The sequence below is a fragment of the Micromonospora sp. MP36 genome, assembly GCF_008119785.1.
In the GTDB taxonomy this organism is placed as follows: Bacteria; Actinomycetota; Actinomycetes; order Mycobacteriales; family Micromonosporaceae; genus Micromonospora.
In genome coordinates this window covers 16651-35161 of the sequence record NZ_VSFA01000075.1, presented here as the reverse complement: position 1 = coordinate 35161, position 18511 = coordinate 16651, and the positions used below count along the sequence as shown (strand labels likewise).

The window sequence follows — 18511 nt, the reverse complement described above, 5'->3', positions numbered from 1 at the left end:
TCCGTGACGGCCGGCGGAGCAGGCGCCTACTGGGCGGGCACCGCCGGCTCGGAGTCGGCCACCCATCTCGGGTGGGCGGCGACGAACGCGTCGACGGTGTCGTCCCGGACCGCTTGCATCAGTCGCAGGCTGGTCGGGCTGAGGATCTCGGCGCTGCCACAAGTGAGACCAAGCCGATCATGGCGGCAGCGGCGCAACCGCTCTTCTTCGCAGGCTCCACTCTGCTCCGGATCGTCCGGTCGGGGCGCTCGCTCCGGTTGTCGCCGTCCCAGTCGTCGTGACGGTCAACGAACTGCGACCGAGTACTCCGCAGGTGTCAGCTCACGGCGTCGCCAGGCCTGGTGCCACTCCGGTCGCCGCGCCTGATGCTATGCCTGCCGCTCGGTGGCGAGCTGAGCCACGATGCGAGGAAGCCCGTGCCTTCCTGGAGTCGTCCCGAGACGGCGACGATTATCTTTACGCCGCCTACGTCCTGGTCCTCGTGCTCGGCCTACGCAAAGGTGAAGTCCTCGGCCTCACCTGGGACCACGTCGAGTGGAGCGGCTGGGACAAGCCCTGCAACCCACACGGCGAGGAATTCTGCGAACACTGCCGAGATGGCCACGACATCAGCCTCGTCATCGACAAGCAGCTCCAGCGGGTACGCGGCCGGCTCCTGCACCGAGCCACCAAGACCGAGGAGTCCGACGCTCCCCTACCGCTGCCGGCCATCTGCGTCACCGCGTTGCGGCGCCGCCACCGCCAACAGGAGGTGGCCCGAGAGAAGGCCGGCGAGGCGTGGCACGACACCGGCATGATCTTCACGACCCGCTACGGACTGCCGGTCGAGCCGCGGAACTGCAACCGCTCCTACGACAGCCGCATCGCCCGCGCTGGCGTTCCTAAGATCACCGTCCACGACGCCCGGCGCACCTGCGGTTCACTGCTGGTCGACCTGGACGTGCATCCCAGGGTCGCGATGGCGATCCTCAGACACGCGGACTTCTTGATCACGATGGAGATCTACAGCCAGGTCTCGTCCAAGGCCACCCGAGAAGCCCTGCGGAAGCTCGGCGAAAGCCTCGGCCAATGAGGTCTTGTCGGCAACGTGATGGTTGCGGTGTTGACGGGGTGGGGGTGACCACCCACGGTCTAGTTCTGCGGTGCCAGGGTGCGTAGGACGCAGAACTCGTTGCCCTCGGGGTCTGCCATGACCACCCAGTTTCGATCTGAGCCTTGACCCACATCCGTCTTGGTGGCACCGAGGCCGAGCAATCTGGTCACCTCGTCCTCAGTGCTGCCGTCGATTGGGCTGACGTCGAGGTGGAGTCGGTTCTTCACGGCCTTGCCCTCGGGCACCTGGACGAACAGCAGGGTGGGCGGCATCTGGCGGGCCCGAACATCTTCAACGGTCGGCACCCAGGAGCCGATCTCGACCTTGCCCTCGCTCCGGTCGATCACCCTGAAGTCCATTACCTCGCACCAGAAGGCCGCGAGCACCTCCGGGTCGCGGCAATCAACGACCAACTCGGTGAACCGACTTGTCATGGCTCTCCCAGATCGTGCGGACGGGGTTCGGAGAATCGGCCAATGAGCCGTTGTTGCTGTACAAGATCGAAAGGGGCCATCCGGAAGATTCCGAATGGCCCCTGAGCTGCGTCGGGACGGCCGGATTTGAACCGACGACCCCTTGACCCCCAGTCAAGTGCGCTACCAAACTGCGCCACGTCCCGATGCTCCCGCGCGGTCGTGCCCGCGGCAGCCGGTACAGCTTAGCGCAGGATCTTCACGGTTGCGCACAGGCCCCTCCCGCGTCGCGCGCCCGGCGCCACTCCCCTAGAGCGTCCCTAGGAAAGAGTGGCGGGGTGGGGTCACGCGAGCGGCGGGAGGCTCAGCCGTGGGCCTTGCCGCGCCCGCCCGGTCCGACCTTCTTGCGTGGGCGTACCGAGATCTCGATTGGGGTGCCCTCGTAGCCGAACTCCTCGCGGAGCTTGCGCTCGACGAAGCGCTGGTAGCCGGCGTCCAGCGGACCGGTGGTGAAGAGCACGAAGCGCGGCGGGGCCACCCCGGCCTGGGTGGCGAACAGGATGCGCGGGGCCCGGCCGCCGCGCACCGGGTGCGGGGTGGCCTGGACCAGGGCGGTGAGCCACTGGTTGAGCTGCGCGGTGGGGATGCGGGTCTCCCAGCTGGCGAGGGCCCTGCGCAGCGCGGGGGCGAGCTTGTCGACCGCCCGGCCGCTCTTCGCGGACAGGTTGAGCCGGATCGCCCAGGGGATGCGGCGCAGCTCCCGGTCGATCTCCTTGTCCAGGTAGTACCGGCGGTCGGCGTCGACCAGGTCCCACTTGTTGAACGCGATGACCAGGGCCCGGCCGGCCTCCACGACCATGGACAGGATCCGCTGGTCCTGCTCGCTGATCACCTCGCTGGCGTCGAGCAGCACCACCGCCACCTCGGCCGCCTCGATCGCGGAGGCGGTGCGCAGGCTCGCGTAGTACTCGGTGCCGCTGGCCTTGCCGACCCGCTTGCGCAGGCCGGCGGTGTCCACCAGCTGCCACGTCTCCCCGCCGATCTCCACCAGGCTGTCGACCGGGTCGACGGTGGTGCCGGCGACCGAGTCGACCACCGCCCGCTCCTCCCCGGAGAAGCGGTTGAGCAGGCTGGACTTGCCGACGTTGGGGCGGCCGACCAGGGCGACCCGGCGCGGGCCGCGGGGGCGGTGTTCCACCACCTTCGGGGCCTCGGGCAGCGCGTCCATGATCGCGTCGAGCAGGTCGCCGGAGCCCCGGCCGTGCAGCGCGGAGACCGGGTACGGCTCACCTAGGCCGAGCGACCACAGCGCGGTCGCCTCCATCTCGATGGCGCTGTTGTCGGCCTTGTTTCCTACCAGGATCACCGGCTTGGCGCTGCGGCGCAGCATCTTCACCGCGGCCTCGTCCACGTCGGTCGACCCGACCGTCGCGTCGACCACGAAGAGCACCACGTCGGCCGTGGCGACGGCGGCTTCGGCCTGCGCGGCGATCGCGGCGGCCCGGTCCTTCGCGTCGGGTTCCCAGCCGCCGGTGTCCACCACGGTGAACGCCCGGCCGTTCCACTGCGCGTCGTACGGGACCCGGTCCCGGGTCACGCCGGGAATGTCCTCGACGACCGCCTGCCGGCGGCCGATGATCCGGTTGACCAGCGTCGACTTGCCCACGTTGGGCCGGCCGACCACGGCCACCACGGGCTGCGGGCCGGTCGGCTCCGCGCCGTCGAGTTCGGGCTCGCGCAGCTCGACCCAGCCGCCCATGTCCTCGGTCACGCCACACCCCGCTCGGTGAGCAGCTCCCGCAGCCGGGCGACGACCTGGTCGATGCCCAGTTCGGTGGTGTCCAGCACGACCGCGTCGGGGGCCTGCTGCAGCGGGTTGACCTTGCGGGTCGAGTCGAGCCGGTCGCGGCGGGCCAGGTCGGCGGCGGTCGCCGCGACGTCGGCGGCGTCCTCGGCGCTGCGCCGCTGGGCGCGGGCCGCCTCGGACGCGGTCAGGTAGACCTTCAGGTCGGCGTCCGGGGCGACCACCGAGCCGATGTCGCGGCCCTCGACCACGATCCGGTCGGAGTTGGTGATCATCTCCCGCTGCCGGGCGACGAGCTGCTCGCGGACGGCCGGCACGGCGGCCACCGCGGAGACCGCGGCGGTCACCTCCGGGCCCCGGATCTCCTTCTCCACGTGCACGCCGTCGGCGGTCACGCCGTACCCCTGGGGGTCGGTGCCGATGCGCAGGTCGACCTCGCCGGCGACCTTGGCCACCGACTCGGCGTCGGTCAGTTCGACGCCGGAACGCAGCACCGCCCAGGTGATCGCCCGGTACATGGCGCCGGTGTCGAGATAGCGGGCGCCGAGGGCGACGGCGAGCCGCCGCGAGACGGTGGACTTACCCGAACCGGATGGCCCGTCCACCGCGACCACGCACCGTCCGGTCCGTTCGTTCTGCCCCACCGTGCTCCTCCTCAGCCCGTACCTCGCGGGTCACCGGTTCCTCCGGCGCCGTTGAGCGGTTGTCCATCATCAATGATGCCCGCCGTCGCGGAACGGCCCGCGTACGACGCCGCCAAGCGCGATCCGCGCCACGACGCCCCTGCGGCAACTCCAGCTCGGCGCGCCTGGCGCCGCGCCACGACCGGAGCCGTCGCCGGGCCGCGACGAAGCCTACCGCCAGCGGTACCCGAAACGTCCGGGTCAGTCACCTACCGCCTTGAACAGGGCGGCCACCTCGGCGTTGGTCAGCCGGCGGGTGCGCCCGGCGCGCAGGTCACCCAGCCGGATCGGCCCGATCGAGGTCCGCACCAGCCGGCTCACCGGGTGCCCGACCTCGGCCAGCAGGCGCCGGACGATGTGCTTGCGCCCTTCGTGCAGGGTCACCTCCACCTGGGCGGTCTTGCCCAGGGTGTCCACCACCTTGAACGAGTCGACCTTGACCGGGCCGTCCTCCAGCTCGACCCCGGCGGCCAGCCGCTTGCCCAGGTTGCGCGGGATCGGCCCGGTCACCTCGCAGAGGTACGTCTTCTGCACCCCGTACGACGGGTGCATGAGCCGGTGGGCGAGGGTGCCGTCGTTGGTGAGCAGCAGCAGGCCCTCGCTGTCCGCGTCGAGCCGCCCGACGTGGTAGACCCGCTGCTCCACCCGGTTGCCGAGGAAGTCCGACAGCGCCGCGCGTCCCTTTTCGTCCGCCATGGTGGAAACCACCCCGCGGGGTTTGTTCATGGCCAGGTAGACGAGGCGGGTGTCGGCCTGGAGCCGCTCGCCGTCGACGTGGATGACGTCGCGCGCCGGGTCCGCCTTGTCGCCGAGTTGCGCGACCCGGCCGTTGACGGTGACCCGGCGCCGGAAGATCAGGTCCTCGCAGGCGCGCCGCGAACCCACCCCGGCGGCGGCGAGCACCTTCTGCAGGCGCTCGGCACTCTCGTACACGGGGGCGTCGGGCTGGGGGGCACGGTCATCGCGTCGCATCGGCAAGCTCTTCTACGTCGTCGGGGAGGAAGGGGGCCAGCGGCGGCAGGTCGTCCACCGAGTTCAACCCCAGCTTCTCCAGGAACATGGTGGTGGTCCGGTAGAGGAAGGCCCCGCTGTCCGGTTCGGTGCCGCACTCCTCGACCAGGCCGCGGGAGACCAGGGTACGGATCACCCCGTCACAGTTGACGCCCCGGATGGCGGAGATCCGTGACCGGGTCACCGGCTGCTTGTAGGCGACCACCGCCAGGGTTTCCAGCGCGGCCTGGGTGAGCCGCACCGACTGCCCGTCCAGTACGAACCGCTCGACGTAGGTGGCGTATTCCGGGCGGGTGTAGAGCCGCCAGCCACCGGCGGCTCGGCGCAGCTCGAAGCCGTGCCCGGCGGCGGTGTAGCCGGCGGCGATGTCGTCGAGCATCGGGCCGATCCGTTCCGGGGACTGCTCCAGCACCTGGGCCAGGGTCAGCTCGCTGACCGGCTGGTCCACCACCAGCAGGATCGCCTCCAGCGCGCCGCGCAGCTCGGCGTCGCTGAGTTCCGGCGCGGGCTCCGGCGCGGCCGTCACCCGCCGCCGTCCCGCCGCCTGCTTCGGGGGTACGCCCGCAGCCTCCCCCGCCGTCCCGGTCTCCGCTGCGATCTCGGTACGGTCCGGCACCGCCACGGCCGCCTTCGCACCAAGATCCGGCCCGGCATCCGGCTCCGCCACGGCTGCCGTGAAGATCTTGGCAGTAGTCGGCTCCTCCAGGGGCCCTTCCCGGCCAAGATCTGCTGCAGTCTCGGGCTCCGGCTGCTCGGCGGGGGGCTGCGGGGGGACGGGGCGCTCCCACGGGGGGATCCAGGCGGCGGCCTGGTCGGCCAGGGAGTCCCGGCGTTCCTCGTCGCTCTGGCGCTCGCTCATGGGGTCACTCCTGCGTCGTTGCCGGGTCGTCGGCGGGTGCGGGCGCCGCCGGGGCCGGCTCCGGGGAGCCGGCGTACTCGTCGATGGTCAGCTCGGTGTCGCCGTCGGCCGAGCCGGTCCAGCGGACGGTCAACTCCTCCAGCGCCTGCTCCTGGACGAAGGCGACCAGTCCCTGCCGGTAGAGCTCCAGCAGGGCGAGGAACCGGGCCACCACCTCCAGGGTGATCTCGCAGTCGGCGCAGAGCAGCGAGAAGGTGGCCGTGCCGGCCCGGCGCAGCCGCTCGGAGATGATCTCGGCGTGCTCCCGGACGCTGACCCGGACCATGTGCACGTGCGCGATCGACACCTCGGGCACCGGCTTCGGGGTCATCGCCTTGAGCGCCAGCTTGAGCAGCCGCTCCGGGCCGATGCCGAGCACCAGGTCGGGCAGCGCCTCGGCGTACCGGGGTTCGAGGGTGACCGCGCGGGGATAGCGGCGGCCACCCACCGCCTCCAACTCGGCCAGGTGCGCCGCCGCCTCCTTGTACGCCTTGTACTGCAGCAGCCGGGCGAAGAGCAGGTCCCGCGCCTCCAGCAGGGCGAGGTCCTCCTCGTCCTCCACCTCGGCGGCGGGCAGCAGCCGGGCCGCCTTCAGGTCCAGCAGGGTGGCGGCGATCAGCAGGAACTCGCTGGTCTCGTCCAGGTCCCACTGGTCGCCCATGGCCCGGATGTACGCGATGAACTCGTCGGTGACCTTGTGTAGGGCCACCTCGGTGACGTCGAGCTTGTGCTTGCTGATGAGCTGGAGCAGCAGGTCGAACGGGCCGGTGAAGTTGTCCAGCCGGACGGTGAAGCCGCTGGCCTCCTCGACGGTGGCCGGGTCGGCGGGCACCACGCCGTCGACCTCGGCGGCCAGCTCGGCGGCGGCCACGGAGTCGCCGGCGTCGCGGGGCGCGGGCGGGTCGAGGGGCGGTGCGGTCACCGGAAAACCGTAGTCCACGGTCCGGACACCCGGCGTTCGGCCTACCGCTCCGACTCGGCGGCGATCACCTCACGGGCCAGCTGGCGGTAGTTGCGGGCGCCGGAGGAGGCCGGGTCGAGGGTGGTGATCGGGGCGCCGGCCACGGTCGACTCGGGGAACTTCACGGTCTTGGTGATCACGGTCTGGTAGACCTTGTCGCCGAACGCCTCTACCACCCGCTGCAGCACCTGCCGGCAGTGAGTGGTGCGGCTGTCGTACATGGTGGCGAGGATGCCTTCGAGCTCCAGGTCGAAGTTGAGCCGCTCGCGCACCTTGTCGATGGTGTCCAGCAGCAGGGCGACCCCGCGCAGGCTGAAGAACTCGCACTCCAGCGGGATGAGCACGCCGTGCGCCACGGTCAGCGCGTTGATCGCCAGCAGGCCCAGTGAGGGCTGGCAGTCGATCAGGATGAAGTCGTACTCCTTGCGGATCGTCTTGAGCACCCGGGCCAGGGCCATCTCCCGGGCGACCTCGTTGACCAGCTGGATCTCCGCGGCGGAGAGGTCGATGTTGGCCGGGAGCAGGTGCAGCCCGGCCACGTCGGTCTTGATCAGCACGTCGTCGGCGGTGACGTCGTCCTGCATGAGCAGGTTGTAGACCGACAGGTCGAGGTTGTGCGGGTTGACGCCGAGGCCGACGGAGAGGGCGCCCTGCGGATCGAAGTCGACCAGCAGCACCTTGCGGCCGTACTCGGCCAGCGCGGCGCCCAGGTTGATGGTGGTGGTGGTCTTGCCGACGCCACCCTTCTGGTTGGCCATCGCGATGATCCGCGCGGGGCCGTGCCGGTCGGTGGGCATCGGCTCCGGGATCGGCTTGCGCATGGTGTACGCGGCCGGGTCGGCGGGGCCGAGGTCTGAGCCGAGCGTCGCCTGCTGCTCGCGGAGCTCCGACGTCCAGGTCTCGGCACGGTCCTCGTTGCCAGCCATGTCCTCGTTGCCCCCTCCCGACGACCACCCGGTGTCGGAGCCGTCCGACGTCCCTCGCGGCGCCGCTGCGCACCCCGGTGTCGCCCCATGAGGTCCGCGCCGATGCCGACTGTACGCCACCCGCCAGCAGCGCGTTCGGTACCGGGTCGGCGTGTCGGCCGGCCCGAGGTGGCCAGGCGGTCCGAACAGGTCAGCCGCGTGCCCGCGGGTGGGCCGTCGCGTACACCTCACGCAGCCGCTCCACTGTGACCAACGTGTACACCTGGGTGGTGGTCACCGAGGCGTGGCCGAGCAGTTCCTGCACCACGCGGACGTCGGCGCCGCCGTCGAGCAGGTGGGTGGCGTAGGAGTGGCGCAGGGTGTGCGGGGAGACGGCGTCCGGACCGTCCACCGGCAGGCCGGCCCGCTCGGCCGCGCGGCGCAGGACGGTCCAGGCGCCCTGCCGGGTCAGCGGCCCGCCCCGGGCGTTGACGAAGACCGCCGGCGTGCCCCGCCCGGCCGCGAGCAGCGCCGGACGGCCACGGACAAGCCAGGCGCGCAGCGCCTCGACGGCGTACCCGCCGATCGGGACCAGGCGGGTCCGCCCGCCCTTGCCGCGCAGCAGCACCGTGCCCGCGTCTGGGTCCAGGTCGTCCACCGCGGCGCCGACCGCCTCGGAGATGCGCGCCCCGGTGCCGTACAGGAACTCCAGCAGCGCCCGGTCGCGCAGTGCGCGGGGCGCCGCGTCGCTGGTGGCGGTGACCGGGCCGGCGGTCTCCAGCAGCCGGACCACGTCCTCGACCGGCAGGGCGCGGGGCAGCCGGCGCGGCGGGGTGGGTGGGCGGACGTCGCGGCTGGGGTCGGCGCCGGCCAGGCCCTCGCGCAGCGCGAAGCGGTGCAGGCCGCGGACGGCGCTGGCGGCGCGGGCGGCCGAGGACACGGCCAGCGGCGGGTGCTCGTCGTCGCCGGCCCGCAGCCGGGCCAGGTGTCCCTCGACCTCGGCGGCCCCGACGGCGGCCAGGTCGGTCACCCCAGCGGCGGCCAGGGTGGCGAGGTAGCGCGCCAGGTCACGGCGGTACGACGCGAGGGTGTTCGCGGACAGTCCCCGCTCGACGGTGAGGTGGTCCAGGTAGCCCCGGACGGCACGATGCAGGGCCGGCGCGGGTTCCGCGCCGGCCCCGTCCACAGTGCTGGTCAGCTTGTCACCCCTCAGCCGATCACCTCGGCCAGCGGCAGGACGTCCATGCCGTGCGCCTCGGCGACCGGGCCGTAGACCACCTGGCCGGCGTGCGTGTTCAGGCCCAGGGCCAGCGCCGGGTCGGCGCGCAGCGCCTCCCGCCAGCCGCGGTTGGCCAGCTCCAGCGCGTACGGCAGGGTGACGTTGGTCAGCGCGTGGGTGCTGGTGTTCGGCACCGCCCCGGGCATGTTCGCTACGCAGTAGAAGATCGACTCGTGCACCTTGTAGACCGGGTCGGCGTGCGTGGTGGGACGCGAGTCCTCGAAGCAGCCGCCCTGGTCGATGGCGATGTCGACGAGCACGCTGCCCGGCTTCATCCGGGAGACCAGCTCGTTGGAGATGAGCTTCGGCGCCTTCGCGCCGGGCACCAGCACCGCGCCGATCACCAGGTCCGCGTCGAGCACGGCCCGCTCGATCTCGTACGCGTTGGAGGCGACGGTCTGCAGGTGGCCGCGGTAGATGGCGTCGGCCTGGCGCAGCCGGGCCACGTTCTTGTCCAGCAGCAGCACCTCGGACTGCATGCCGAGCGCGATGGCGGCGGCGTTCATGCCGGAGACGCCGGCGCCGATGACCACGGTCTTGGCGGCGTACACGCCGGAGACGCCGCCGGGCAGCACGCCCCGGCCGCCGCTGGTGCGCATCATGTAGAAGGCGCCGACCTGCGGGGCGAGCCGGCCGGCCACCTCGGACATCGGGGCGAGCAGCGGCAGCGAGCGGTCGGGCAGCTCGACGGTCTCGTACGCGATGCCGGTGATTTTGCGGTCGAGCAGCGCGTCGGTGCACTCCCGGGACGCGGCCAGGTGCAGGTAGGTGAAGAGCACCTGCCCCTCGCGCATCCGGTGGTACTCCTCGGCGATCGGCTCCTTGACCTTGAGCACCAGCTCGGCGGCGTCCCAGACCTCGTCGGCGGTGGGCAGGATCTTCGCGCCTGCGGCGGTGAACTCGTCGTCGGTGATGCTGGAACCGACGCCCGCGCCGGACTCGACGAACACCTCGTGGCCGTGGCGGGTGAACTCGTTGATGCCCGCGGGCGTGATCGCCACCCGGTACTCGTGGTTCTTGACCTCGCGGGGGATTCCGACCTTCACGATGCAGACACCTTCCTTCGGGGCTGCTCACCCCCGAATGCGCGGTGCCGCGGCAGCCCCATTGCCGACGCGGTCCACCGGTCCCGCCGGCGGCAGTCTAGGCCCGTACGAACTCCGCGGAGGGCAGCACAGTGACATCCGGTGCCCGGTGGTCCTGACGATGTGTCAGGCATGAACCGGACTGGGCGGTGGAGTCCGCCTCGGCCGTCAGGACACTATTGGATAAACATCGTCCCACCGTTCGGGTACGGATGCGGACAGGACGGCAGTGGATCACTATGGTGTCCGCTCATGACCACTCCTCCTTACCAGCAGTACCCGCCGCAGGGCGTCTCCGACAAGAGCAAGGTCGTCGCGGGCATCCTCGGCATCCTGCTCGGCTGGCTCGGTGCCGGCCGCTTCTACATGGGCGACACCAAGATTGGTGTGCTCCAGCTCGTGGTGAGCCTCGTGACCTGTGGTGCCGGCGGCATCTGGGGCTTCATCGACGGCATCCTGATCCTGATCAACGGCGGTGTCGACGGTCAGGGACGCCCGCTGCGCGACTGAGCGGCGATACAGCGAAAAGGGGCCGCGCGGTGTCACCGCGCGGCCCCTTGGTCTGTCCGGTCCGGCTCAGCGGGGCGGCGGCGCCCCCGGCCGGCGCAGCTCGGTGAAGCCTGTCTCCCGGGCCCGGGCGGCGGCGAGCAGCCCCGCCACGGCGGCCGCGTTGGTGATCTCGCCGGCCAGCACCATCCGCACCGCCTCGTCGAGACCGACCCGGAGCACCTGCAGGTCGGCCTCCTCGTCGCGCCGGTCGTGCCGCTGCTCGGCGGGCACGTCGGCGAGGTCGCGGGCCAGGAAGACCCGGACCGCCTCGTTGGAGAAGCCGGGCGAGGTGTGCAGGTCGACCAGGACGTCGATGGTGCCGGCGGTCAGGTCGGCCTCCTCGGCCAACTCCCGGGCCGCCGCGGCGGCCAGGTCCTCGCCGCTGACGTCCGTCAGCCCGGCCGGCAGCTCCCACAGGTGCCGGCCGACCGGGTGCCGGTACTGCCGGATCAGCACCACCTGGTCGACGTCGTCCAGTGCCACCACGGCCACCGCGCCGACGTGGGTGACGTAGTCGCGAGTCGCGGTGCCGCCGCCGGGCATAGTGACGTCGTCGCTGACCACCTGGAAGATCCGGCCGGACCAGATCTCCCGGTGCGCGGTCACCTCGTACCGGTGCTCGACGCCGCTCACGCCGCTGCCTCGCTGCTGAGCCGAACGGTTCGCTCGCTCACGACGCGGACGCCGCCTTCGCCGCGGCGGCGGCGCCGTTGCGGCTCGCCTTCGCGGCCGCGGCCTCCGGCGGGGCGGTCTCCAGGTCGACCGGGAGCTGGTCGGCCTGGGAGTACGCGACGGCGGCCTTGACGAACCCGGCGAACAGCGGGTGTGGCCGGGTCGGCCGGCTCTTCAGCTCCGGATGCGCCTGGGTGGCCACGAAGAACGGGTGCAGCTTCCGGTCCAGCTCGATGAACTCGACCAGCCGGCCGTCCGGCGAGGTGCCCGAGATCTGCAGGCCGGCCTTGGTGAGCTGGTCGCGGTAGGCGTTGTTCACCTCGTACCGGTGCCGGTGCCGCTCGCTGACCTCGGTGCTGCCGTACGCCTCGGCGACCAGCGAGCCCTCGGCCAGCTTCGCCGGGTACGCCCCGAGCCGCATGGTGCCGCCCAGGTCGCCCTTGCCGGCGACGATGTCCTCCTGGTCGGCCATCGTGGCGATGACCGGGTGCCGGGCCTCCTCGTCGAACTCCAGCGAGTTCGCCCCGTCGAGGCCGGCCAGGTGGCGGGCCACCTCGATGGTCATGCACTGCAGGCCGAGGCAGAGGCCGAGCAGTGGGATGCCGTTCTCCCGGGCGTACCGGGCGGTGCCGATCTTGCCTTCGATGCCGCGGACGCCGAACCCGCCCGGGATGACGATCCCGTCCACGCCGGCCAGCGCGGCCGCCGCGCCGGCCGGGGTGACGCAGTCGTCGCTGGGCACCCAGCGCAGCTGCACCCGGGCCCGGTGGCCGAACCCGGCCGCCCGGATCGCCTCGCTCACCGACAGGTACGCGTCGGGCAGGTCGACGTACTTGCCGACCAGCGCCACGGTCACCGTGTGGCGCGGCTGGTGCACCCGCTCCAGCAGGTCGTCCCAGCGGGACCAGTCGACGTCGCGGAACGAGACGCCGAGCCGGCGCACCACGTACGCGTCGAGGCCCTCGCGGTGCAGCACCTTGGGGATGTCGTAGATGCTGGGCGCGTCCGGGGCGGCGGTGACGGCCTCCCGGTCCACGTCGCAGTAGAGGGAGAGCTTCTCCTTGACCTTGTCCGGGATGTCCCGGTCGCAGCGCAGCACCAGGGCGTCCGGCTGGATGCCGATGCTGCGCAGCTGCGCCACCGAGTGCTGGGTCGGCTTGGTCTTCAGCTCGCCGGACGGCGCCAGGTAGGGCACCAGCGAGACGTGCAGGTAGAAGCAGTTGTCCCGGCCCAGGTCGTGGCGGACCTGCCGGATCGCCTCGAGGAACGGCAGCGACTCGATGTCGCCGACCGTGCCGCCGACCTCGGTGATCACGATGTCGGGCACCTGGCCGTCGGCGTCCGGCTCGCCCATGCCGAGGATCCGCGACTTGATCTCGTTGGTGATGTGCGGAATCACCTGGACCGTGTCGCCGAGGTACTCGCCGCGCCGCTCCTTGGCGATCACCGCCGAGTAGATCTGCCCGGTGGTGACGTTCGCCTTGCCCGACAGGTCCCGGTCGAGGAACCGCTCGTAGTGGCCGACGTCGAGGTCGGTCTCGGCGCCGTCCTCGGTGACGAAGACCTCGCCGTGCTGGAACGGGTTCATCGTCCCCGGGTCGACGTTGAGGTACGGGTCGAGCTTCTGCATCACCACGCGCAGCCCGCGCGCGGTCAGCAGGTTGCCGAGGCTGGAGGCGGTGAGGCCCTTACCCAGCGAGGAGGCGACGCCCCCGGTGACGAAAATGTGCCTGGTCGTCCGTGCTGAAGGGGCCAAGGCCTGCTCCCGTGTCGTCCGTAGCGGTCGTGCGAACCGCCGTGCCGATCACCGAAGTGATCACGCGATCCACGGGATTCCACGGTAACACGTTTCCCGGCCCGGACCGGTGTCGCACCCGGCGTCGGCGCACGTGAAGCCGGGTCCGGCTCACGCCGTGGGGAGCTCCGTCGATGCCCGACGGGCCGGGGCGGGCACCCGGACCGGGCGCGCCTGGGCCCGCGCCCCCGTACCGTCGTCCGGCCCCGAGTCGTCGGACGGGCCGGCGGCGTCGGCGGCCGGCCGGGCGCCCGGGTCGGCGGATCGGGGCGGGTGACCGCCGTCGCCGTCGCCGGGGCGGGCCAGCCAGGTGCCGCTCTCGTCACCCGGCCGGTCGGTGCCGGGCTGGGTGCGGTCGGTGGAGTGGTCGAGCACCCGCAGGGCCGCCAGGGCCGCCATCGGCACCACCAGCGCGCCCGCCGCGCCGGCCACGTCCAGCGCCGAGCCGCCCAGCAGCCCGCCGACGCCGGCGGCCACGCCGGTGCCGGCCATCGCCGCCCGGACCGCCGGGTAGATGCCGAACAGCCGCATCAGGCCGCCCCAGGGCTGGAGCAGGGCCAGCCAGACCAGCGCGGCGCCGGCCAGGGCCAGCACGGTGAGCGGGCTGTCCACCAGCGTCTGCAGGTTGGCGGCGCTGGAGCGGTGCACGGTGAGCCCGCCGGTGCCGTCGCCGAGGGCGGCGAGGAAGCGGCCGACGCTCCCCCGCTCGACCGCCGGGCGGCGCAGGTCCACGACCGCGTAGCCGATGGTGAGCGCCAGCCCGGCCATGGTGGCCCAGGCCAGCCGGCTCACCGTCAGCCAGCCGCCGGTGCAGATCGCGGCGGCGACGCTCACCCCGGCGGTGAGCGCGATCGCGCCGATCGAGTCCGCCCCCAGGTACGGGCTGCCCACGATGACCACGGCGGCGCCGCCGACCGCGACCATCACCATCGGGCGCCAGGCGCGGCGCACCCGCTGCGCCAGCCAGCCCCCGCACAGCAGCGAGCCGGCGATGAACACGCCGAGCCCGACGGTGCCGAGCCCGGTGTACCGGCCGCCCTCCAGGGCCGAGTAGCCGACCACGCCGTTGAGCTGCAACCGGGAGCCGGTGAGCACGTCCACCCCGACCACCAGGGTGGCCAGGCCGGCCACCGCGCCGAGCGGGCCGAGGGTGCGGTCGTGCCCCGGACTGAACCGGACGGCGGCCGTGCCGCCGACGATCAGCAGGGCGGTCACCAGGGCGAACCACCACCCGGCGTGCTCGCCCCGCCACCACGGCGCCGCGTCGGCGAGCAGGGCGGCCGGCACGGCGAGCGCGGCGGCGATCAGCAGCAGCTCCACGGCCGCCACCACCCGCCGGGACACCGGTTCGGGTCCGTGCGGGCCGGCGTGCCGGCGGGCCCGGCGCAGCAGGGGCAGCACCGCCACGGCGAGGGCCACCTGGGCGGCGGCGAGCAGGCCGAAGAACCAGCCGGCGACCCGGCGCTGCGCGGCGGCCTCGCGGTCCGCGTCGGCCGGCGCGTCGATCGCGGTACGCAGGTCGTCCGGCCGGTCGCCGACCGAGACGGCGGCCCGGCCGAGGAAGAGCCGCTCGGGCACCGGCCGGCCCAGTACGACGAGGGCGGTCGGCGCCAGGTCGACCAGTTGCAGGTAGCCCTCCCGGCCGGTGCTCGGCGAGGTCAGCCAGCCCCGCTCCCAGCCCGGGCCGTCGGCGACGGCCACGTGCAGCCGGGACGGCGGGTCGGTGTCGCCGACGCCGGCGACCAGCACCGTCGAGCGGGCGGGCCGGGCGGCGAGCACCCGGGCGAGCTGGGCGTCCACCTGCCGGGCCTGGGCGGCCCGGGTCGCCGGGTTCTCCCCGTCGACGCTGCCGAGGTCGACGATGCTCAGCACGCACGAGCCGAGCAGCTGCGCCGGATCGGCGGGCAGGACCGGCTCGTACCGGTCGACCCGGCCGAACGGGCGGGCGGCGGCCACCGCGGCGCCCGGCCCGACCGCCACCGAGCAGCGCACCGACTCGGACAGCGCGCCCGGGGTGGCCCCCCAGGTCAGCTTGTCCTGGTTGTACGCGACGACGCTCTCCTGGTCGGGCAGGTTGGCGCCGATGCCGTCGGGCTGCTCGACGGTCACCCCGGTGGCCGGGCAGCCGGCCGCCGAGCGGCTGCCGTTCCAGGCGGCGAAGTTGCCCGCCCCGAGGGTGAGCCAGCCGTCGACCGGGCAGGTGGGCCGGTGCGCGGAGCGTACCGAGAGGGAGCCGATCGAGCCCTGCTCCGCCATCCGCCACAGCGTGGGGGTGGTCTGCGGGTCCACGTCGTCCCAGCGCAGCCCGGCCGCCCCGGCCAGCACCACGAAGTCGGCGCTGCGGCCGGGGTTGCCGTGCGGCGGCCGGGCGGCCAGCGCGGTGACGCCGAGCACCACCACCAGCAGGGTCAGCAGGACCGGGGTCAGTCGACGCAGCATCACCGGGTCCTCGTCGACGGCTCGGGCGTCAGTTCGGCGTAGAGGGCGGCCAGGGTGGCCACCGTGTCCGCCTCGGTCGGCCAGGTCGCCGCCCGGGCGGCGCCCCGGCGGGCCAGGTCGGCCCGCCCGGCCTCGTCGTCCAGCAGGGCGCGGACCGCCGCGTCCACCGCGTCGACGTCGCCCGCGGGGATCATCACCGCGCCGTCACCGACCAGCTCCGGCAGGCCACCGACGGCGGTCGCCACCAGCGGTACGCCGGCGCGCAACGCCTCCTGGGCGAACAACTGGCGGGCCTCCCAGTCGCTGGTCACCACGGCCAGGTCGGCGCCGGCGAGCAGGTCGGCCACGTCGGTGCGGTGCCCGAGCAGGGTCACCGGGGCCCGGACGGCCGAGATCCGCGCGGCGAGCTGGAGGTACGCGGGCCCGCTGCCGGCGATCACCACCACCGGCGCCGGGTTCCGGGTCCGCCACCGGGCGGCGGCGTCCACCAGGATGTCGTACCGCTTCTGCGGGTGCAGCCGGCCCACCGACAGGATCAGCGGACGGTCGGGGGTGACCCCGAACTCGGCGCGGACGGCGGCCCGGCGGCGGCGCGGCGGGGGCAGCGTCGGCGCGGCGACCGGGGCGAGCCGGGCGTCGGCGGCGCCCAGGGCGGCGGCCCGCTCCACCAGGTCTGCGGAGGCGCCGAGGGCGACCCGGGCGGAGCGGGCCACGATCCGCTCGACGAGCCGGGACAGCCGGCCGCGCAGCCCACCGGCGAGGACGGCGTTGTGCCAGGTGACCACCACCGGGGCGGCCGGCCGGGCGAGGACGGCGACCAGGCCGGCCCGCAGCCCGTGGGCGTGCACGACGTCGACCTCGGCGCCGGACAGCGCCTGACGCAGCGCGGCGACCGCCCGCGCGTCGGCCGGCGTGGGGCTGGCCGGGATCTCCACCGGCGCGAACCGGGCACCCACCCCGGTGAAGTCGAACTGGTCCTGCGTGGCGGCCGGGCCGCAGACCAGCACGGACGCGCCGACGGCGGCCAGGCCGCGGGCCACCGAGCGGACGTGCTGACCGACCCCGCCGGTGCTGGAGGCGAGCACCAGGGCCACCGAGCCGTGCCACCGCGGCGCCGACGAGGCGTCCGTCATCGCCTCGCCTCCGTTCGCGACTGCGGGGCTCGCAAACCCGGCTCACTCCTCGCGCGCACCGTGCCTGCCCTCCGTTCGCGACCGCGGGGCTCGCGGACCCGGCTCACTCCTCGCGCTCACCGCGTAAGAGTCTCCTTCCCGTCGCCCCGCTCCGGGGGGCGTTGCTCCTCCGGCGTGTCGGCCGGCGGCCGGCGTCGCCCGAACCGACGGGTCACGGCCGCGAGCAGCGGCCGCACGTCCCGCGCGTCGGTCAGCCAGGCTACGGCGAGGAACACGGCGCCGACCACGACCCCGGACAGCATGCCCTGCACGAGCGCCGCGGGTGTCGTCGGGGTCACGAGGCTGGCGAGCCAGCGGGCGGTGGCCGCCCCGCCGAGCCCGGCGACCGCGGCGGCGAGCAGGCCGGCGGCCCCGGCCCGGCCGACGCCGGCGAGGGCGGCCCGGCCGGCGGAGCGGGCCACGGCGGCGAGCAGCAGGCCGCCGAGGAGCAGCATCCCGACCGAGTTGGCCAGGGTCACCGCCAGCACCCGGTCGCTTTGGTGCAGCACGGCCGACAGCGGCACGGCCGCCACCGGGACGGCCAGCCAGCCGATCGTGATCGCGGCGGTGGCCGACCGGGTCGCGCCGCGCGCGTAGAGTGCCCGCGAGAGGATCGCGAAAAGCCCGTAGCCGATCAGACCGGGCGCGAAGCCGACGATGGCCGCCGCCGTCTGCCCAGCCCCGAGCGGGAAGAAATGGCCCACCGCCTCGGCGGTGCCAACCAGAGCCGCCGCCCCCAGACAGGTGAACAACAACACGCCTCGCGTGGCGGATGCCAACGTCTTCCGGTATCCCGCATCGTCCCCGCCGACGGCGGCAGCAGCGAGAGTTGGGTAGGCCGCCACCGCCAGCGGCACGGCCAGGACCGACCACGGCAGCAGGTACATCGTCTGCGCCAGGTTGTAGACCTGGGGGGAACCGACCGGGCCGCCGGAAACCCGCTTCAGAATCACCGCCAGGGCCAGTTGCTGGGCGGTCACCGCCACCGCGCCCGCCACTGCCAGCCCGCCGACCTTCATCCGGGCCTCGGCCGGAAAGGCGTACCCGGGTCGTAGCCGCAGCCCCAGCCGACTCAGCGGCACCAGCAGCGACAGCGACAGCACCACCACCCCGATGGTGGTGCCCCCCGACAAGATCAGCTCGCCGGCACGGCTGACCCGGGCCACGCTGACGTCCCGCCCTTCGACGAGGCCGAAGGCGACGTAGGCGAGGATGACCGTGACGCTGGACAGCAGCGGGGCGATCACCGGCCAGGCGAACCGGCGGTGTGCCTGGAGCACCCCGGTCAGCACGATGCCGACGCCGTAGAGCGGCAGCTGCGGGGCGAAGACCTGCAGCATCCGAGCACCCGCAGCCAGCTCGGCCGGTGAGCGGCCCTCGCTGAGCAGCCCGACAATCGGTCCGGCCAGCAGTGCGACCAGGATGGCGAGCGGCACGAGGAGGGTCAGCGTCCAGGTCAACAGGGCTCCGGTGATGGCAGCCACCTCGCGGCGGTCGCCCGCCTCGACCGGTCGGGCCAGCAGCGGCACGACGAGGCTGGCGAGGGCACCGCCGGCGACGATCTCGAAGATGATGTTCGGGACCGTGTTGGCGATCACGTACATGCCGCCGAGGTCGCTGCGCTCGACAACCCAGGTGAAGACGGCGGTCCGGCCGAAGCCGGCGAGCCGGCTGACCACGGTGAGGACGGCGATGAGTGCGGCCGCCCCGGCCACCCGGCCGGCGCCGGCGAGGGGTGCCGGTTTCGTCACG

15 protein-coding genes, 1 tRNA gene and 1 pseudogene are annotated in these 18511 nt (G+C 73.3%); 2 read left to right on the top strand and 15 right to left on the bottom strand.

The genetic code is table 11. The features are described 5' to 3' along the window. Window positions 1-343 precede the first annotated feature (343 nt). A pseudogene (locus FXF52_RS30825) lies at window positions 344-1072 on the top strand (site-specific integrase); the annotation flags it as partial. A gap of 59 nt (window positions 1073-1131) precedes the next feature. Here FXF52_RS30825 and FXF52_RS30820 read toward each other — a convergent pair. The 10 genes from FXF52_RS30820 to ald all read right to left on the bottom strand — a co-directional run bounded on the left by FXF52_RS30820 (window position 1132) and on the right by ald (window position 10093). Beyond that, window positions 1132-1527: a VOC family protein gene (locus FXF52_RS30820; protein ID WP_148802071.1), complete on the bottom strand. Its 396-nt coding sequence runs from the start codon at window positions 1525-1527 to the stop codon at window positions 1132-1134. Window positions 1528-1638: 111 nt separating this feature from the next. Then, window positions 1639-1712, bottom strand: a tRNA-Pro gene (locus FXF52_RS30815). 158 nt (window positions 1713-1870) lie between these two features. Continuing rightward, window positions 1871-3265, bottom strand: a complete 1395-nt coding sequence (gene der / locus FXF52_RS30810; protein WP_187413820.1) for a ribosome biogenesis GTPase Der — start codon at window positions 3263-3265, stop codon at window positions 1871-1873. An 8-nt stretch (window positions 3266-3273) separates the two neighbouring features. Continuing rightward, window positions 3274-3954: a (d)CMP kinase gene (cmk, locus tag FXF52_RS30805; protein WP_148802067.1), complete on the bottom strand. Its 681-nt coding sequence runs from the start codon at window positions 3952-3954 to the stop codon at window positions 3274-3276. A gap of 240 nt (window positions 3955-4194) precedes the next feature. Continuing rightward, window positions 4195-4965, bottom strand: a complete 771-nt coding sequence (locus FXF52_RS30800; RefSeq protein ID WP_148802065.1) for a pseudouridine synthase — start codon at window positions 4963-4965, stop codon at window positions 4195-4197. Then, window positions 4952-5863, bottom strand: coding sequence for an SMC-Scp complex subunit ScpB (scpB, locus tag FXF52_RS30795; RefSeq protein WP_148802063.1), 912 nt, complete (start codon window positions 5861-5863; stop codon window positions 4952-4954). Before scpB ends, FXF52_RS30800 begins: the two co-directional genes overlap by 14 nt. 4 nt (window positions 5864-5867) lie before the next feature. Next, complete coding sequence (locus FXF52_RS30790; RefSeq protein ID WP_255472510.1) at window positions 5868-6824, bottom strand: ScpA family protein; 957 nt, start codon at window positions 6822-6824, stop codon at window positions 5868-5870. A gap of 41 nt (window positions 6825-6865) precedes the next feature. Beyond that, window positions 6866-7789 (bottom strand): ParA family protein, encoded by a 924-nt coding sequence (locus FXF52_RS30785; protein WP_148802060.1) that lies wholly within the window; start codon window positions 7787-7789, stop codon window positions 6866-6868. 190 nt (window positions 7790-7979) lie between these two features. Continuing rightward, complete coding sequence (locus tag FXF52_RS30780) at window positions 7980-8954, bottom strand: site-specific tyrosine recombinase XerD (RefSeq protein WP_148802058.1); 975 nt, start codon at window positions 8952-8954, stop codon at window positions 7980-7982. Between the two features lie 23 nt (window positions 8955-8977). Beyond that, window positions 8978-10093, bottom strand: coding sequence for an alanine dehydrogenase (ald, locus tag FXF52_RS30775; protein ID WP_148802056.1), 1116 nt, complete (start codon window positions 10091-10093; stop codon window positions 8978-8980). 291 nt (window positions 10094-10384) lie between these two features. Between ald and FXF52_RS30770 the strand changes: the two genes are divergently transcribed. After that, window positions 10385-10642, top strand: a complete 258-nt coding sequence (locus FXF52_RS30770) for a TM2 domain-containing protein (RefSeq protein ID WP_187413819.1) — start codon at window positions 10385-10387, stop codon at window positions 10640-10642. 66 nt (window positions 10643-10708) lie between these two features. Here FXF52_RS30770 and FXF52_RS30765 read toward each other — a convergent pair whose 3' ends face one another. From FXF52_RS30765 to murJ, 5 genes are all read right to left on the bottom strand, one after another. Continuing rightward, entirely contained in the window at window positions 10709-11314 is a 606-nt protein-coding gene (locus tag FXF52_RS30765; protein WP_148802052.1) for an NUDIX domain-containing protein, read from the bottom strand. A gap of 37 nt (window positions 11315-11351) precedes the next feature. Then, a complete protein-coding gene (locus tag FXF52_RS30760; protein ID WP_148802050.1) occupies window positions 11352-13109 on the bottom strand; it encodes a CTP synthase in 1758 nt (585 codons plus the stop codon). Between the two features lie 150 nt (window positions 13110-13259). Beyond that, window positions 13260-15587, bottom strand: coding sequence for a hypothetical protein (locus tag FXF52_RS30755; protein ID WP_148802048.1), 2328 nt, complete (start codon window positions 15585-15587; stop codon window positions 13260-13262). Beyond that, window positions 15587-16720, bottom strand: a complete 1134-nt coding sequence (locus FXF52_RS30750) for a glycosyltransferase family 4 protein (protein ID WP_148802046.1) — start codon at window positions 16718-16720, stop codon at window positions 15587-15589. The genes FXF52_RS30755 and FXF52_RS30750 overlap by 1 nt, the downstream gene beginning before the upstream one ends. A 116-nt stretch (window positions 16721-16836) precedes the next feature. Continuing rightward, window positions 16837-18510 carry a murein biosynthesis integral membrane protein MurJ gene (gene murJ, locus FXF52_RS30745; RefSeq protein WP_148802044.1) on the bottom strand — a complete coding sequence of 558 codons (1674 nt, stop codon included), beginning with the start codon at window positions 18508-18510 and terminating at the stop codon, window positions 16837-16839. Between the last annotated feature and the right edge of the window lies 1 nt (window position 18511).

Coding starts and splice junctions, on each gene's coding strand:
- FXF52_RS30755 (WP_148802048.1), bottom strand. CDS start 15,587: ATGCTGCGTCGACTGACCCCGGTCCTGCTGACCCTGCTGGTGGTGGTG.
- FXF52_RS30820 (WP_148802071.1), bottom strand. CDS start 1,527: ATGACAAGTCGGTTCACCGAGTTGGTCGTTGATTGCCGCGACCCGGAG.
- FXF52_RS30800 (WP_148802065.1), bottom strand. CDS start 4,965: ATGCGACGCGATGACCGTGCCCCCCAGCCCGACGCCCCCGTGTACGAG.
- der (WP_187413820.1), bottom strand. CDS start 3,265: ATGGGCGGCTGGGTCGAGCTGCGCGAGCCCGAACTCGACGGCGCGGAG.
- FXF52_RS30785 (WP_148802060.1), bottom strand. CDS start 7,789: ATGGCTGGCAACGAGGACCGTGCCGAGACCTGGACGTCGGAGCTCCGC.
- scpB (WP_148802063.1), bottom strand. CDS start 5,863: ATGAGCGAGCGCCAGAGCGACGAGGAACGCCGGGACTCCCTGGCCGAC.
- FXF52_RS30750 (WP_148802046.1), bottom strand. CDS start 16,720: ATGACGGACGCCTCGTCGGCGCCGCGGTGGCACGGCTCGGTGGCCCTG.
- FXF52_RS30770 (WP_187413819.1), top strand. CDS start 10,385: ATGACCACTCCTCCTTACCAGCAGTACCCGCCGCAGGGCGTCTCCGAC.